Source organism: Bradyrhizobium sp. 18BD, from assembly GCF_054185225.1.
On the sequence record NZ_JAVAYL010000002.1, the window covers coordinates 240189 to 254338 of the forward strand.

The 14150-nt window shown below is 65.6% G+C and carries 11 protein-coding genes; 3 read left to right on the forward strand and 8 right to left on the reverse strand.

The window, feature by feature from the left end:
• Positions 1–38 precede the first annotated feature (38 nt).
• The gene (locus tag RAD16_RS04305) at positions 39–1235 is read left to right on the forward strand and encodes a M24 family metallopeptidase (RefSeq protein WP_458156633.1); all 1197 of its coding nucleotides are present in this window, start codon (positions 39–41) and stop codon (positions 1233–1235) included.
• A 48-nt stretch (positions 1236–1283) separates the two neighbouring features.
• On the opposite strand, the gene RAD16_RS04310 is transcribed toward RAD16_RS04305, so the two are convergent.
• The 3 genes from RAD16_RS04310 to RAD16_RS04320 form a co-directional block, all read right to left on the reverse strand.
• Entirely contained in the window at positions 1284–2099 is an 816-nt protein-coding gene (locus tag RAD16_RS04310; protein ID WP_458156634.1) for a hypothetical protein, read from the reverse strand.
• 77 nt (positions 2100–2176) lie between these two features.
• The gene (gene fsrB / locus RAD16_RS04315; protein WP_458156635.1) at positions 2177–3466 is read right to left on the reverse strand and encodes a siderophore utilization protein FsrB; all 1290 of its coding nucleotides are present in this window, start codon (positions 3464–3466) and stop codon (positions 2177–2179) included.
• Positions 3467–3525: 59 nt separating this feature from the next.
• On the reverse strand, positions 3526–5835 hold the full coding sequence (locus RAD16_RS04320; protein ID WP_458156636.1) for a TonB-dependent siderophore receptor: 2310 nt from the start codon (positions 5833–5835) through the stop codon (positions 3526–3528).
• A 396-nt stretch (positions 5836–6231) separates the two neighbouring features.
• Between RAD16_RS04320 and RAD16_RS04325 the strand changes: the two genes are divergently transcribed.
• Complete coding sequence (locus RAD16_RS04325) at positions 6232–6795, forward strand: helix-turn-helix domain-containing protein (protein WP_458156637.1); 564 nt, start codon at positions 6232–6234, stop codon at positions 6793–6795.
• A gap of 265 nt (positions 6796–7060) precedes the next feature.
• On the opposite strand, the gene RAD16_RS04330 is transcribed toward RAD16_RS04325, so the two are convergent.
• Entirely contained in the window at positions 7061–9055 is a 1995-nt protein-coding gene (locus RAD16_RS04330) for a primary-amine oxidase (protein ID WP_458156638.1), read from the reverse strand.
• A 15-nt stretch (positions 9056–9070) separates the two neighbouring features.
• On the reverse strand, positions 9071–10267 hold the full coding sequence (locus tag RAD16_RS04335; RefSeq protein WP_458156639.1) for a serine hydrolase domain-containing protein: 1197 nt from the start codon (positions 10265–10267) through the stop codon (positions 9071–9073).
• A gap of 182 nt (positions 10268–10449) precedes the next feature.
• On the opposite strand from RAD16_RS04335, the gene RAD16_RS04340 reads away from it, so the two are divergent.
• The gene (locus tag RAD16_RS04340) at positions 10450–11433 is read left to right on the forward strand and encodes a helix-turn-helix domain-containing protein (protein WP_458156640.1); all 984 of its coding nucleotides are present in this window, start codon (positions 10450–10452) and stop codon (positions 11431–11433) included.
• Between the two features lie 13 nt (positions 11434–11446).
• Here RAD16_RS04340 and RAD16_RS04345 read toward each other — a convergent pair whose 3' ends face one another.
• From RAD16_RS04345 to RAD16_RS04355, 3 genes are read right to left on the reverse strand one after another with little or no spacing between them, the layout of a single operon-like run.
• Positions 11447–12220: a MetQ/NlpA family ABC transporter substrate-binding protein gene (locus RAD16_RS04345; protein ID WP_458156641.1), complete on the reverse strand. Its 774-nt coding sequence runs from the start codon at positions 12218–12220 to the stop codon at positions 11447–11449.
• 28 nt (positions 12221–12248) lie between these two features.
• A complete protein-coding gene (locus RAD16_RS04350) occupies positions 12249–12914 on the reverse strand; it encodes a methionine ABC transporter permease (protein ID WP_458156642.1) in 666 nt (221 codons plus the stop codon).
• Positions 12904–14043 carry a methionine ABC transporter ATP-binding protein gene (locus tag RAD16_RS04355; RefSeq protein ID WP_458156643.1) on the reverse strand — a complete coding sequence of 380 codons (1140 nt, stop codon included), beginning with the start codon at positions 14041–14043 and terminating at the stop codon, positions 12904–12906. The genes RAD16_RS04350 and RAD16_RS04355 overlap by 11 nt, the downstream gene beginning before the upstream one ends.
• Positions 14044–14150: the final 107 nt, after the last annotated feature.

Consider the following 14150-nt stretch of genomic DNA (forward strand, 5'->3'; position numbering starts at 1 on the left):
TACAAGGCGGTCTCAACCGCCGCTCAAGGGAGCCCGTCATGCAGGAGAACGCCGCTCGCGTCAGCCATTCGCGCGCCATTCCATTCGACGCCGCCAAGCTTGACCGTCTCATGGAGGCCGCCGGGCTCGATTTGTTGGTCGCGACCTCCAAGCACAATGTGCAGTATCTACTCGGCGCCGAGCGCGCGATCTTCTTCGACTACATGGACGCCATGGGAGTCAGCCGCTATCTGCCGGTCCTGGTCTATCCCAAGGGCGCGCCGGACAAGGCAATCTATATCGGCCACCGCCTGGAGACCCACCAGCGCGCTGTGGCGCCGCCATGGGTGCCGCAGCTCCGGACCGAGTCCAGCGGCTCGGTCGACGCCATCACGCGGGCCGTGAGGCTGATCAAGGACGCCGGCGTGCCGTTGAAGCGGGTCGGGGTCGAGATGGCGTTCCTGCCGATGGATGCAGGGAAGGCGCTGTCGGACGCCCTGCCCGGCGCCGAGCTCAAGGACGCGCTGCTGGTGCTGGAGCGGCTGCGCGCGGTCAAGTCGGCGGGCGAGCTTGCAAGACTCAAGACGGCGTCCGAACTGGTCATCGCATCGATGCTGGAGGTGATCGCCGGGCACGGTCCGGGCACCACCAAGCAGCAATTATCGGACGCGCTTCGCATCGCCGAGACCAATCGGGGCCTGACCTTCGAATACTGCCTGCTCGCCTGCGGCAGCAGCCACAACCGGGCGTCGTCATCGCAGCGCTGGGAGCAAGGCGACGTGCTATCACTCGATTCCGGCGGCAATTATCACGGCTATATCGGCGATCTCGCCCGCATGGCCGTGCTGGGCGAGCCCGACAGTGAGCTGAAGGATTGCCTGGCCGAGATCGAGGCGGTGCAGCGCGCAGCCTTTGCCGCGATCCGGCCGGGCGCCATGGGCGGCGACATCTACGTCGCGGCCGAGCGGGAGCTCGCCAAAATCACCCAGCGCGACTGCACGGACTTCCTGGCCCACGGCATGGGCCTCGTCAGCCACGAGGCCCCTCACCTAACCGCCAAGGGCCCGGTCCCCTACGACGACACCGACGCTCGCCTGCCACTCGAACCCGGCCTGGTGGTCTCGATCGAGACCACGATGAAGCACCCGACGCGCGGCTTCATCAAGCTCGAGGACACCGTAGCGGTGACGGCGACGGGGTACGAGATCTTTGGCGAAGGCGGGCGCGGGTGGAATTTGGGTGGCGGGGCGCTTTGACCGGATCGCATTGGAGACCCTCACGGTGAGGAGCGCGAAAGCTGTGCCCTACCGGAGCGGCAACAGCTCCAACTGGCTCTGCGCCTTCTTCATCGCCGCCGCGAACCAACCCTGGCTTGGCGCTTCCTTCGCAAAACACTTCGTGTAGGCGTCCATCGCCTGGTCCTCCCTGGCCATGGCGTCCTGCGGGCTCTTCCTCGCCATCATCTGCTTCCAGACCTTTTCGCAGGCCGGGATCTCGGCGGTCTTCACCGCGTCGCTGCTGGCGAGGAAGAAGACCTTGTCACCCTGGATCGCGACCACGTCGATTTCATGCGGTGGTCCCTTCAGGTCGCCATTGCCGCGCACGCCCAGCACGGCGACCGCGGCGCTCGCGCCAGCCGGCTTGGTGAGCGGCAGCTCGGCATATCTGGCGAAGGCTGAGTCCTGGATCGCCTGATAGTAGAAGCGGTCCGACTTGAAGGCGGCACCGATCTCCTGCGGCATGCTGTCTTCGCGGTGCTCGGCCAGCCAGTGCTTGAGCAGCCCGGTCGTGGTCACCACGGCTTGCAGCTTGTCGCCTTCCGATGAGAAGCCGAGACCGTCGAGATGGCCGAAGCCGGAATCGCCCTTGAACAGCGTGTCGGCGTTCGACTGGCCCTCGGTCGGAAGCCCCTTGATCGCGACGGGTCCGACCAGGCCGCGCAGCACGCCCGTCAGCTCCTTCAGCGCCGCGTCATGCTGCTTATAGGTCTCGTCGTTCTCCTTGGCCTTGGAGAATTTTGCGATGTAGCGGTCGCGCAGGTCGAGATAGTGCTGCTCGGGCGTGGCGGCATGGGCGGGCGCGGCCAGGACGAGCAGGCACAGCAGGGCGAGCGATCTCATTGCGAATTCCGGAAGGCTGGAGCGATCTCCAGTCTTTGTGCCGGTGCCGGGCGGGAAGGTTCATCGGCGACGGTGCCCTACTCCGCCGGCGTCAGTTGCCGGCTCAGGCGCAATGCCGCGGTCTCCTGGACGCGAATGCGGGCGCGGCGCTTGCGCCACCAGATCACCACGCCGGTGACCGAGAGCGCGGCCACGACGAGGCCCATGATCGAGATCAGGATGCGGCCGAACAATCCGACGATGCGGCCCGAATGCAGCGGGAATTGCGCCTGCACGAAGATGTCGGCGGCGGTGCCGACCCAGGGCAGCCGCTCGCCGAGCGGACGGCCGTCCTCGCTGTCGTAATAGAGCTGCGCCGGGCCGACGCCACCTGCGCCGTGGTCGTCGCCCGGATGGAAGTAGGCGGCGGCATAGACGCCATGAGCCGGACCGTAGCTGAGCGCGCCGACCGGAACGGTCCACCCTCGCGCCTTGCCGTCGGCCGCCGCGCGCGCGGCGATCTCGGCAAAGGTCATCCTGGGTTCGATGGGATCGTCGAGATCGCGATAGGGCCGCTGCTCATAGGGCGTCGGCGTGTAGTTCGACACCATCTTCATCAGCGGCGAGAACACCTCGAAATAGAGGTTCAGCGAAAACGCCGTGAAGGCGATGATGAACAGCACGCCCCAGGTCCACAGGCTGAAGGCGCGGTGGATGTCGAAATTGATCCGGTAGGCGCTGCCCGAGGTCTTGATGGTCCAGGCCGGCGCCCAGCGCGCCCAGAAGCCACGTTCGAGCTGACGCGTCACCCGCGGCGCCCGCGCGGCTTTTTTGCTCCGGCGCGAGGGCAGCGTCAGATAGAAGCCGACGAAGCAGTCGATGGTCCAGATGATGGCGATGATTCCGAGCACGCGCATGCCCCAGCGGTCGCTGCCCCAGAACTCCGGGATGTGCATGGTGTAGTGCAGCTTGTAAAGGAACGAGACGAAGTTCTCGCGCGTAACCGGCCACACCGCGCCCCAATAGCGGCGGCCGAGCTCGACGCCGGTGTTGGGGTCGAGGAAGACCTGGTTGTAGTCGAGCGGGTAGCGCTTGCCGGTCGCGGGATCGATCCGCGGCATGATGAAGAACCACAGCGAGTGGCCCTCCTCCGGCGTCATGAACAGATAGACCACGCGCGCCCGCGGATCGCGCTGCTCGATCATCCTGGCAAGCTCAATCGAGGGAATCGCCGGGCCCTTGCTGGTGACGTCGAACAGATGGCCGTTCAGGACGTCGTCGAGCTCATGGTCCCACGAGATGATCGCGCCGGTGATGCCGGAAAAGAACAGGAAGCCGGCCGTCAGCAGTCCCGCCCAGCGATGCAGTCTGCCGAATATCGCTCTCATCGTTCTCTCTCATCCAGCCGGTCCGGCGCCCGGATGGCCGGACCGTCTCCAGTTTGAATTCACCAGCGGTAGGTCAGCTTGCCGATCGCCTTGCGTCCCTCCGCATAGAAGCAGCCGGACGCGAGGCCATAGCAGGCCGCGACATAACGCAGGTCGGTCAGGTTGGTCACGTTCAGCGACAGGCGCCAGTTGTCACGGCTATAGGCGAGCAGCGCGTCCAGCACGGTCGAGGATCCCACCTTGAACGTGTTGGCGTCGTCGCCCCAGGTCGCGCCGACATAGCGGATGCCGCCGCCGAATTGAAGGCCGGCGAGTTGTCCGCTCTGCAGCGTGTAGTCGCTCCACAGCGAGGCACGGTTGAGCGGCACCATCGGCGGCGCCTTGCCCAGATTGACCGGGTCCTGCGACAGCACGGCATCGACATAGGCGTAGGCGGCGCGCATATTCCAGCCGTCGGCGAGCGACATGGTGCCTTCGAGCTCAACGCCGCGCGATTTGACCTGACCGATCTGCGAGGCCGCGTAGCTCGGCGGTGGATAGGTGACGACGTTGTCGCGCGTGAGGTCGAAGGCTGCGATCGTGAACAGCGCGTTCCAGCCGAGCGGCTGATATTTGACGCCGATCTCGTACTGCACGCCCGTCTCGGGATTGAGCAGTTCGCCGCTCGGCGTCGTCGCCAGCACCGGCAGGAACGATTCCGAGTAGCTGAAGTAAGGCGCGATTCCGTTGTCGAAATTGTACATCACGGCGGCGCGGCCGGTGAAGGCCGAGGCGTCGGTCGAGGCCGAATTGTTGAAGAGATCGGCGTTGACCTTGGTCGTCACGAAATCCTGGCGGCCGCCGAGCTGGAACGAGAGCCGGCCGAGCTTGATCTGGTCCTGCAGATAGAGCCCGACCTGCGACTGCTTGACACCGGTATTGTCGATCATGCCGCCGATGGCCCAGTCATAGCTGTAGACCGGGTTGAACACATTGATCGTCGGCGACGAGGTCGAGGCGCTGAAGGCGGTGTCACGGAAGTCGGTGTTGCGATAATCGACGCCGGCCAGCACGGTGTGGCGGAGGAAGCCGGTGGTGAACTTGCCCTGGAGCTGATTGTCCACCGCGAACGAGTTGATGTAGGAGTTGCTGTAGCTGCCGACGCGGGCAAAGGTGCCGGCGGCTTCGTCGGTGTAGCCGGCGCCGTAGAACACCTTTTCTTCGTTGTGCTGATAGGCGTAGCGCAGGTTCTGCCGGAACGTCAGGGCGTCGTTGAAATCGTGCGAGAGCTGGTAGCCGGCGGTCGCGATCTCGGTGTTGAAGGCATCGAAGCTCGGCACGCCCGCGAAGAACGAGACCGGGATGGTGCGGCCGTTGTTCGGCCACAGCGTGCCCGAGGCCGGCAGGTACTGGAGGCCCCACCCTGCCCGGTCGCGCTGGTAGTTGGCGAGGAACGTGATGGTCGTATCCTCGTTCGGCTTGAAGGTGACGGCAGGCGCGATGAAGACGCGGTTGTCCTTGGTGAAGTCGACCTGGGTCTCGCCGTCGCGGACGACGCCGGTCAGGCGCCACAGCACGGTGCCGTCCTTGTTGGCGGGGCCGCCCATGTCGAACTGACCCTGATAGCGGTTGAAGCTGCCGCCGGAGACCGAGACCTCGCCGAACTGCTGCGCGGTCGGCAGTTTTGTCACGTAGTTGAGCAGGCCGCCGGTGCCGCTGCCGCCATACATCGCCGAGGACGGGCCCTTGAGCACCTCGAGGCGTTCGGCGCCGTAGGGATCGAGCCCGTTGAAATGCACGTAATTGCTCGACGGAATCCGCAAGCCGTCGATGTAGAGGCCCGGCATGGTCATGTCGAAGCCGCGGATCTGGAGGCCGCCGAACCGCGTGTCGGAGCCGCCATTGACGTCGCCGCTGACGCCGGCGGTGTAGCGCAGCGCCTCGCCGATCGAGACTGCGCCCTGATTTCTGATCTGGTCGGTGGTGATGACGGAGACCGACTGCGGGGTTTCGATCAGCGGCGTATCGGTCTTGGTGGCGGTGCCGCTGCGGGTGGCGACGAAACCGCGCACAGGTCCGCCGGCGCCTTCACCCGTGGCGCCATTCGCGGCCGACTGCGTCGGCGCGGCCTGCTGCGCCGGAGCACGACGGTTGGCGCGAGAGGCGCGTGTCGATGCAGACTGACGCGACGCGGCGACCGCCGCCGGCCGGGCGCGCTGGGCCGGCGCATCAACGGTGACGGAGGGGATTTGCGTCTGTGCCTGCACGGGACCTAAGGGAACGACGAGAGAGGGAATGATGAGGGCGAATGTGCTGGCGGCTCCAAAGAAGAGCGCCTGAAGCTGTCGAATGCGCGTGTCGGAACGCGCTGCAAGTTGGAAGTCCGTCACGTCTTTCGAGGCCCCACGCACTGCCGGCTTTGCCGGTACCGTTTTTGATGCCTCGCCCTAACGCAGCCGATTTCGGAGTGCGATAGGAACAGCGTTAGAATGTCTCCAGACCAGTGCGCAGCATGTGCGGCGAATGCGCTCACACGCGCGCAGGCGCGCATGTTTTGCCGGATCTGGAATCTTTCTAGATGCGCAAGGCGCGCGCGTGGCCGAACAGGCCGGCTGCGGCGACGTCAACGGCGGGCGCGGAGAACGAATCCTTTACCATGCCCTCGCCGCTCGATTGAGCGTAGGGAACCCGAAAGGTAAAATCTGTTACGGGATATTTCAGTCATGTTGCGGCACGCACCGCAACGTTCTGTCCCAGCGCGTGCTGGGCATCCGGGGGCGACGTCCATGAGCGAATTGCGCGCGGCGACCAGGCAATCCACAGCGAGGACCGGGATCATCGAGTTTGAAGGCGCCAGGGGCAGCGTCAGCATCCCCTGCACCATCGCGGACGTATCAGGCACCGGCGCGCGACTGAAGCTTGACTGGTCGCTGGCGTTTCCCAAAGAAGCCACGCTGATCTTTGCCGACGGCCTGCGCAAGGCCTGTCGCGTCGCCTGGCAGAAGCGGCGACTGCTCGGCGTCGCCTTCGCGGACGGCGTTGCGAGCCTGGACGAGCAGGCCCTCATGATGACCGAGGAAGAGCAGGCTCTGCACCGGCGGCGCATCGGCGCGCAGGTCAAGGCGGCGCGCGAGGCGCGTGGCTACACCGAGAACCAGATCGCGAACTTCATCAGCGTCTCGCCAGAGTTCGTCTCACGCGCCGAGAACGGAGAGCTGAGCATCCCTCTTCACCAGCTTGCCCACATCGCCGATTTGCTGCTGGTCGACGTCGACAGCCTCGTTGCAGGTCCTGCGTCGATCGAAGCGGCGCCCGGCGAGGCCCGCGATCTCGAACTGGCGGGGAAATAACGGCGCCTCCCACCGGGAATTTTTCAACGCGCTGGCCGAGGATGGCTGGCGAGCCGTGCAGACCGGACCGCGCCACTATCCGTTCTGATTCAGGGTTGCACCCCGGCCGCGCAAGGAGGCGACCAGCATCGAACCGTCATGCTGAGGCGCCGGAGCGAAGCGGAGGCCTCGAAGGATGTACGGCCGAGATGCAGCCGGGCCGTCGTCCTTCGAGGCTCGTCCTGCGTTGCAGGACGAGCGCCTCAGGATGACGGGGATAGATCCCTTAGCCCTTGTGACAGCACGACCCTGCGCCAGCATCCTTCTGCTCACCCGAGAGCACGCTGCGGCTGTTACGCTCCGGCGGGATGTCGCCGGCGGCGTTGGCCGAAAAGAAGCCGGTCGGTTTCAGCATGAAGCCGGCATATTCGACCGGCATGATCGGAAAGTCCTCGGGCTTGCAGATATGGGTGTGGCCGAACGAGTGCCACAGCACGATGTCGGCGTTCTCGATGTTGCGGTTCTGTGCGGCGTAGCGCGGCAGGCCGTCGCCGCCCGCGTGATTGTTGGGATAGTCGCCGCTGGCGTACTTTTCCGCCGCGTCGAACGCGGTCACCCAGACGTGTTTGGTCGCAAAGCCGCCGCGCCTGCGCACGTAGCTGCCCTCCTGCGCCAGCATCAGCGGGCTCGGATTGACCATGAGCTTGTAGGCCGGCGCATTGCCGACCGAATTGGTCTCGTTGGGATTGCTGATCTTCCAGAACCGCCCGGTCTCGCCATTGGCGATCGCCGCCGCGTCGCGCTCGCGTGACAGCACGCGGGTCGTGGTGTCGAAGGCGTTGCCGTGCGGATTGTCGTGGCCCCACGGCCGCGGCACGAACTCGTGCTCCGTCACCGTGTTGCCGCCGCCGTCGAGATCCATGTGCATGCGCACGTTGAAGAAGTGCTGGTGCGTCGGCCCGCCCAGATTGTCGTCGACCATGCCGCCCCATTTGTACTTTTCGCCTGATGCCACGGCGGCAGTCTGGATGATGCCGGTGAGCTTGGTCTCGAGCTGGATCGTGCCATCCTGGTACAGGTACCAGTAGAAGCCATAGTCGTAATTGCCGACGGTCGCGAAGAACGAGATCACGAGCCGCCGGGACCTGCGAACCTCAAACAGGCCGTTGCGGAATTCGTAGTGTTTCCAGGCAATTCCGTAGTCTTCTTCATGCATGCAGATAGCGTTCTGCATGACGAAGGGCTCGCCCTTGTTGTCGGCCGCCGGCACGTCGAAATAATGGATGTTGCCGAGGCAGTCGCAGCCGAGCTCGAGCGCATTGGCGAGCATGCCGAGGCCGTATTCGCCGGCATCGAAGGCCGACTTCCAGAAATGGTTCTCGGTCGGATCGGCGTAAGGCACCACCATCTCGGTGACGCTGGCGCGATGGATCAGCGAGCGCTTGCGCGCACCGTCCTGGTAGGCGAGCTGATGCAGCACCAGGCCTTCGCGCGGCGTGAAGCCGACGCGAAAGCTCCATTTCTGCCAGTCGACCTTCCAGCCATCGACCTTGAAGCTCGGACCGTCCGGCTGCTCGATATGCAGCGGCTTGATGTCGGTGCGCGGATTGGTGACTTCATGCGCGCCGTAGTTCCGCTTCTTGCGCGGGATCGGCACGATCGGGTCCGCGTCGGTGAGGTCGATGATCTTGCCGCCGATGAGATCGACCACGGCGACCACGCCCTCGATCGGATGGGCATAGCCGTTGTCCTGGAGATGCTCGCGGAAGAAGCTGACCGCGCGCACGATGCGCGCCCCCCGCTCATACTCGAAATCGAAGAATCCTGACGAGAACGGGTCGACCTGGACCAGCTCGATGTCCTTGTCGGTGAGCCCGCGCCGGACCATCGCCGCGCGCCACCTGGGGTCGGCCTTCACCACGGCTTCGCACTTGAAGAACTCTTCCAGCATCACCGGCGGCTGCCCGTAGGGCGCCTCGCGGTTCGGAATGATCTTTCGGCCGACGATCTCGTTGCGGGCGAGATCGACGATGTGCTCGATGGCCTCGCCAGTCGTTATGTCCAAGGTCAGCGCGAAGGCGCGGCGCCCTGCTTCGCCCGCAGCCAGCTCCTGCTTGGTCGGCTCTTCCAGCCGCACCGTCGGGAAGCGGCAGTTTTCCGGTGAGGCCGCGGCGGCACGCACCAGCGTGCAGGCCGCGGTGATCTCTTCAGCGGTCAGCGGATCGAGCGGATGTGGCGCCGCGGTCTGCGGCGATGATTTGGCTTTGACGGTATCGAGCATGGGGATGTCCGGAGATCAGCGCGGAGCGAGATGTGTCGTGATGGCGCGGAAGGCCGCGAACCAGCGTTGGTCGACCGGGACGTCCATCGCCTTGGGCTGCGTCGCGAGCTTGACGATGACGGTGTCGGAGTCGAGATCGACATAGAGGTGCTGGCCATGGATGCCGATCCCGGTCAGCGCATTGCGCGCCGGGTCGATCGTGAACCATTTGCTGCGATAGCGCGCGCCCGGGAAGAATTCGGCGAGGTCGCCGTCAGTCCATGCCTTGGGATCACCGTTCTCGCGGATGTCATCGATCCACCAGCCCGGCACGACCTGCCGCCCCTCCACCACGCCGCGATTGCGCATCATCTCGCCGAAGCGCAGCAAATCCCGCGCGGTGACGGAGATACCGCCCGCGGTGCGGCCCATGCCGTGGCTGTCGAGCGTGAGCGAGCCGTCCTCCTCGGCGCCCAAGGGCTGCCAGAGATATTCGGAGAGGATGCGATGATAGGGCATCCCGCAGGCACGCTCGTAGACCCAGCCAAGCACCTCCGTGTTGGTCGAGACGTAGTGAAACACCTTGCCATGCGGCTTGCCGGTCCCGCGCAAGGTCGTGAGATAGGCGCGCTGATGGCCGGGCTCGACGCCATCAGGCGGCACGTCCCAGCCCGAGGAGAATCTGTAGCGCGCAACGTCGCCGGCGGGGTCCTCGTAGTCCTCCTCGAACTGGATGGCGACGGCCATGTCGAGAAGGTTGCGGACCGTGCAGGTACCGTAGACCGAGGTCTCGAGCTCCGGCACATAGCGCACCACCCTCGCCTCAGGATCGACCAGGCTTCGCGCGGCCAACACGCCGCCGAGCGTGCCGGCGATCGCCTTGCTGATCGAGCAGATCAAATGCGGCGTGGTTACGCTCATGCCGTCGTCGTACCATTCGTGGATCAGCGTGCCCTGATGCATGACGAGCAGCGCGTCGGCGAAGGTCTCGCGCAAAGTCGCCTCGATCGTGGTTGGCTTGCCGTCGGGCGCGGTGAAGCCGAGCTTTGACAGCTCACGCGGCGCGCTCTGCATCGGCGTCGGCCGTGCGGAGCGGCGGATCTCCGCGGTCGGCAACACTTCGCGGGTGTGGGTGAAGCCCCAGCGGATCGCTGGAAAGCTGCGCCAGTTGGCGCGCGTCACCTGGGCCTCGGGCGCGGGCGGGCTGCCGCGCATGACGTCAGTCGGTCGCATCTCGATCCTCCGCGAAGCGCACCCCGCCCCCAGTGTCGGGAGTGGCTTGGGAGGAAGACTGCACCCCGGCGTCCCCGGACGTTATCGAGATCCAGCAATATTTTGCTGGACAGTGGCCACTGCCGTGCCAGTCTGGCGTGGTTCTTGCTGGCTGTTCGGCTTACAGATTCTGACGTAGTGTCATGGCCTTAGGCGCAACTCTTCCGATTCAGGACTCGGCTGCCAATCTGCTTCAGGCGAGCAGCACGGATGTCGATGAGCACTGCGCCACGCTCGGCCGCTGGCGGCTGAGCTACGACCAGATCAGCGCCGGCGCCTTCCGGGGCAGCTTTACCCAGCTCTCCCTGCCTCGGCTTGAAGTGTTTCGCGAGATCACCAGCCAGCAGGTCCGCCAATATGGCCAGCTCGGCGCTGACAGTTTTGGCATCGGTCTGCCCTGGCACGGCGAGGTCAGTTGCAACGGCACAAGTGCCAAGGGCGCCCGCGTGATCGCCAGCGTCGATGCCGAGATCGACATGTGTACGCCGAAGGCGTTCGAGCTGCGCGGCGTCGTCGCCAGCGCGGTGTTGATCGCGGAGCTTGCGGCCCGGCTCGATATCGAGTTGCCGCGCGCCGTCTGGCACCAGTTGCAGGTGATCGAGATGGCGGAAGCGCCGGTCGCCCGGCTGCGCGCGCATCTCGCCGCCATCCACGAGACCGTCATGACCGCGCCGGAACAGTTCGACGACCCGGCCGCGCGGCAGACGCTGGAAGACGCCCTTCTCGTCGAGATCATGGACATGCTGCCGACGGCGCGGCCCAGCGATCCCGGCCGCAGCTCGGCCGCGCGCAAGCGGACTGTCGATCGGGCCCGCGAGCTGATGCACGGCAGCGGCGAGCGTGCGCTGTCGCTGCTGGAGGTGTGCAAGGCCGTCGGCGCCAGCCCGCGCAAGCTCGGCTATTGCTTCCAGGAGGTGTTGGGCACCAGCCCGATGCACTATTGGCGTGCGATGCGGCTGAACCGGGTCCGGCGCGATCTGAAGCGTGCCGGTAGCGCGCAGGCGTCTGTCTACGACGTCGCCGTGCGGCACGGCTTCTGGCACTTCAGTCAGTTCTCGCTCGACTACAAGCGCCACTTCTCCGAGCTGCCCTCGGAGACGCTGCGGCGCGCCAGGCTCGCTGCCTGACGCGCCAGTTTCATTACCAGGTCGGCAGGTAGGTGCCCTTGAAGCGCGTCTCCAGGAACGCCTTCACCTGGTCTGAGTGATAGGCCTCGATCAGCTGCTTCACCCAGGGCTTGTCCTTGTCCTCCTCGCGTACGGCGAGGATGTTGACCCAGGGGCCGTCGGCGTTCTCCTGCGCAACCGCGTCCTTTGCCGGATTGAGGCCAGCCTGGACGGCATAGTTGTTGTTGATCGCGACGAGGTCGACGTCCTGCAGTGCGCGCGGCAGCTGGGCGGCGTCGAGCTCGACGAAGCGCAGCTTCTTCGGGTTGTCGGTGATGTCTGCGATCGTCGACGAAACGTTGTTCGGGTCCTTCAGCTTGATCACGCCGTGCAGCGCCAAAATCATCAGGCCGCGCGCGCCGTTGGAGGGATCGTTGGCGATGGCGACGCGGGCGCCCTCGGGAAGGTCCGCGAGCTTCTTGTATTTCTGCGAATAGACGCCCTGGGGCGAACCGATCGTGTTGGCGACCTTGACGATCTTCCAGCCGGTCTTGGAGATCTGGTTCTTCAGGTACGGCTCGTGCTGGAACGAGTTGGCCTCGAGGTCCTTCAGGGCCAGCGCCTGGTTCGGAATCACGTAGTCGGTGAACTCGACCACCTTGATGTCGAGGCCGCGCTTGGCGCCGACCTTCTTCACGACCTCGAGGATCTCGGCATGGGGGCCGGCAGTGACGCCGACGCGGATGGTTTCGGCGTGAGCCGCGGTCGCAAGCAAGGCTGCAGCCGCAAGGGTTGCGAGAAAACGCATTGAAGTCTCCAGTGTCAGGACGTTTGAATCAGCGGTGCCGCAGCCGGCGGTTGACCCGGCGTGCCAGATAATCGCCCGCGCTCTGCACAAGCTGCACCAGCGCGATCAGCACGACGACGACGGCGAGCATCATCTCCGGCATGAAGCGCTGGTAGCCGTAGCGGATGCCGAGATCGCCAAGGCCGCCGCCACCGACAGCGCCGACCATGGCGGAGTAGCCGAGCAGGCTGACCACCGCGAGCGTCAGCGCCAGCAGCAGGCCGGGCAGCGCCTCGGGGATCAGCACCTTGAGCACGATCTGGATCGGCGAGGCCCCAAACGAGGATGCCGTTTCAATCAAGCCGCCATCGACCTCGCGGATCGCCGCCTCGACAAGGCGCGCGATGAACGGCGTCGATGCGATGGTCAGCGGCACGATCGCCGCGGTCGAACCGATCGAGGTGCCAGCGACGAGCCGGGTGAACGGGATGATGGCGACGACCAGGATGATGAAGGGCGTAGAGCGTGTCGCGTTGACGACGATGCCGAGCACGCGATTGATGGCGGGCGCCGCGAACAGCTCGCCCTTGCGGCTGGTGGCGAGGAATACGCCGAGCGGCAGGCCGAAGGCGGTGCCGAGCAGTGCGGCGATGCCGACCATGTACAGGCTTTCGAAGGTCGCCTGGACGATGAGATTGATGAGTTCAGGCGACATAGCCGAGACGCTCCGCCGAAAATTGATATTGAGACAGCCAGGCGAGCGTCCGCGACACCGCGTCCTCGCCACCGGGGATACCGAGGGTCAGCGAGCCGACATGCTGGCCGCCGATCTCGTCGATGCGGGCCGACAGCAGCGACACGTCGAGACTGAGCTCGCGGGCGAGCCGCGCCACCAGCGTATCGCCGGCCCCTGCTCCGCGCACCTGGACGCGGATCACGGCCTGCCCGCCGTCAGCCGGTGCCGCTACGATCCGGCTCGCGAGCGAGACCGGCAGGCTGTCACCGATGACTTCGGCGAGGAAGGACTGCGTGATCGGATGCTTCGGGTGGGTGAAGATGTCGGCGACATGGCCGCTCTCGACGACGTGGCCGGCATCGAGCACGACCACTTCCTTGGCGAGCTGACGCACCACCGACATTTCGTGGGTGATCAGCACGATGGTCACCCCGAGCTCGCGGTTGATGTTGGCGAGCAGATCGAGGATCGCGCGCGTGGTCTGCGGATCGAGCGCCGAGGTCGCCTCGTCCGAGAGCAGCACGCTCGGCCGCGTCGCCAGCGCGCGGGCGATGCCGACGCGCTGCTTCTGGCCGCCGGAGAGCTCCGAGGGATAACGGTCGTGTTTGTCGGCGATGCCGACCAGCGCCAGCAGCTCGGCGACGCGGGCCTTGATGTCTGCTTTCGACCAGCCGGCGATCTCGAGCGGCAGCGCGATGTTGTCGGCCGCCGTGCGCGACGACAGCAGGTTGAAATGCTGGAAGATCATGCCGATCGAGCGCTGCGCCAGCCGCAGCTCGCGCCCGGCGAGTGCCGAGATGTCGCGGCCATCGACGATGACGCGGCCCGTGGTCGGCTTCTCGAGCCCGTTGATCAGCCGGACCAGGCTCGACTTGCCGGCGCCGGAGCGGCCGATCACGCCGGTGATGGAGCCGCGCGGGATCGCGAAGTCGATGTTCACCAGCGCGTTGACGCCGGGCTTGCCGCGATAGGCCGGATAGGTCTTCGAGATGCCTTCGAAACGGACCATCGCGTCCGCTTCGACGACGGCAGGCGAAATCGCTTCAAGCGTTTCGAGCGGTTGTCCGATCGTGAGCGATTGGTGGGCGTTCATGGCGGCGGCCTTCATGCACAATAGTTCGCCTGCCCGCATTCCCCTCCTGGGGCGTACGGAACTTGGTCGCAGCGAGCGACTGGGTGGAACTGCAGCCGAGCGTTTCAGGATGAATCGCGCTG

Coding starts and splice junctions, on each gene's coding strand:
- RAD16_RS04310 (WP_458156634.1), bottom strand. CDS start 2,099: ATGAGATCGCTCGCCCTGCTGTGCCTGCTCGTCCTGGCCGCGCCCGCC.
- RAD16_RS04325 (WP_458156637.1), top strand. CDS start 6,232: ATGAGCGAATTGCGCGCGGCGACCAGGCAATCCACAGCGAGGACCGGG.
- RAD16_RS04340 (WP_458156640.1), top strand. CDS start 10,450: ATGGCCTTAGGCGCAACTCTTCCGATTCAGGACTCGGCTGCCAATCTG.
- RAD16_RS04345 (WP_458156641.1), bottom strand. CDS start 12,220: ATGCGTTTTCTCGCAACCCTTGCGGCTGCAGCCTTGCTTGCGACCGCG.
- RAD16_RS04305 (WP_458156633.1), top strand. CDS start 39: ATGCAGGAGAACGCCGCTCGCGTCAGCCATTCGCGCGCCATTCCATTC.
- RAD16_RS04355 (WP_458156643.1), bottom strand. CDS start 14,043: ATGAAGGCCGCCGCCATGAACGCCCACCAATCGCTCACGATCGGACAA.
- fsrB (WP_458156635.1), bottom strand. CDS start 3,466: ATGAGAGCGATATTCGGCAGACTGCATCGCTGGGCGGGACTGCTGACG.
- RAD16_RS04330 (WP_458156638.1), bottom strand. CDS start 9,055: ATGCTCGATACCGTCAAAGCCAAATCATCGCCGCAGACCGCGGCGCCA.
- RAD16_RS04350 (WP_458156642.1), bottom strand. CDS start 12,914: ATGTCGCCTGAACTCATCAATCTCATCGTCCAGGCGACCTTCGAAAGC.
- RAD16_RS04335 (WP_458156639.1), bottom strand. CDS start 10,267: ATGCGACCGACTGACGTCATGCGCGGCAGCCCGCCCGCGCCCGAGGCC.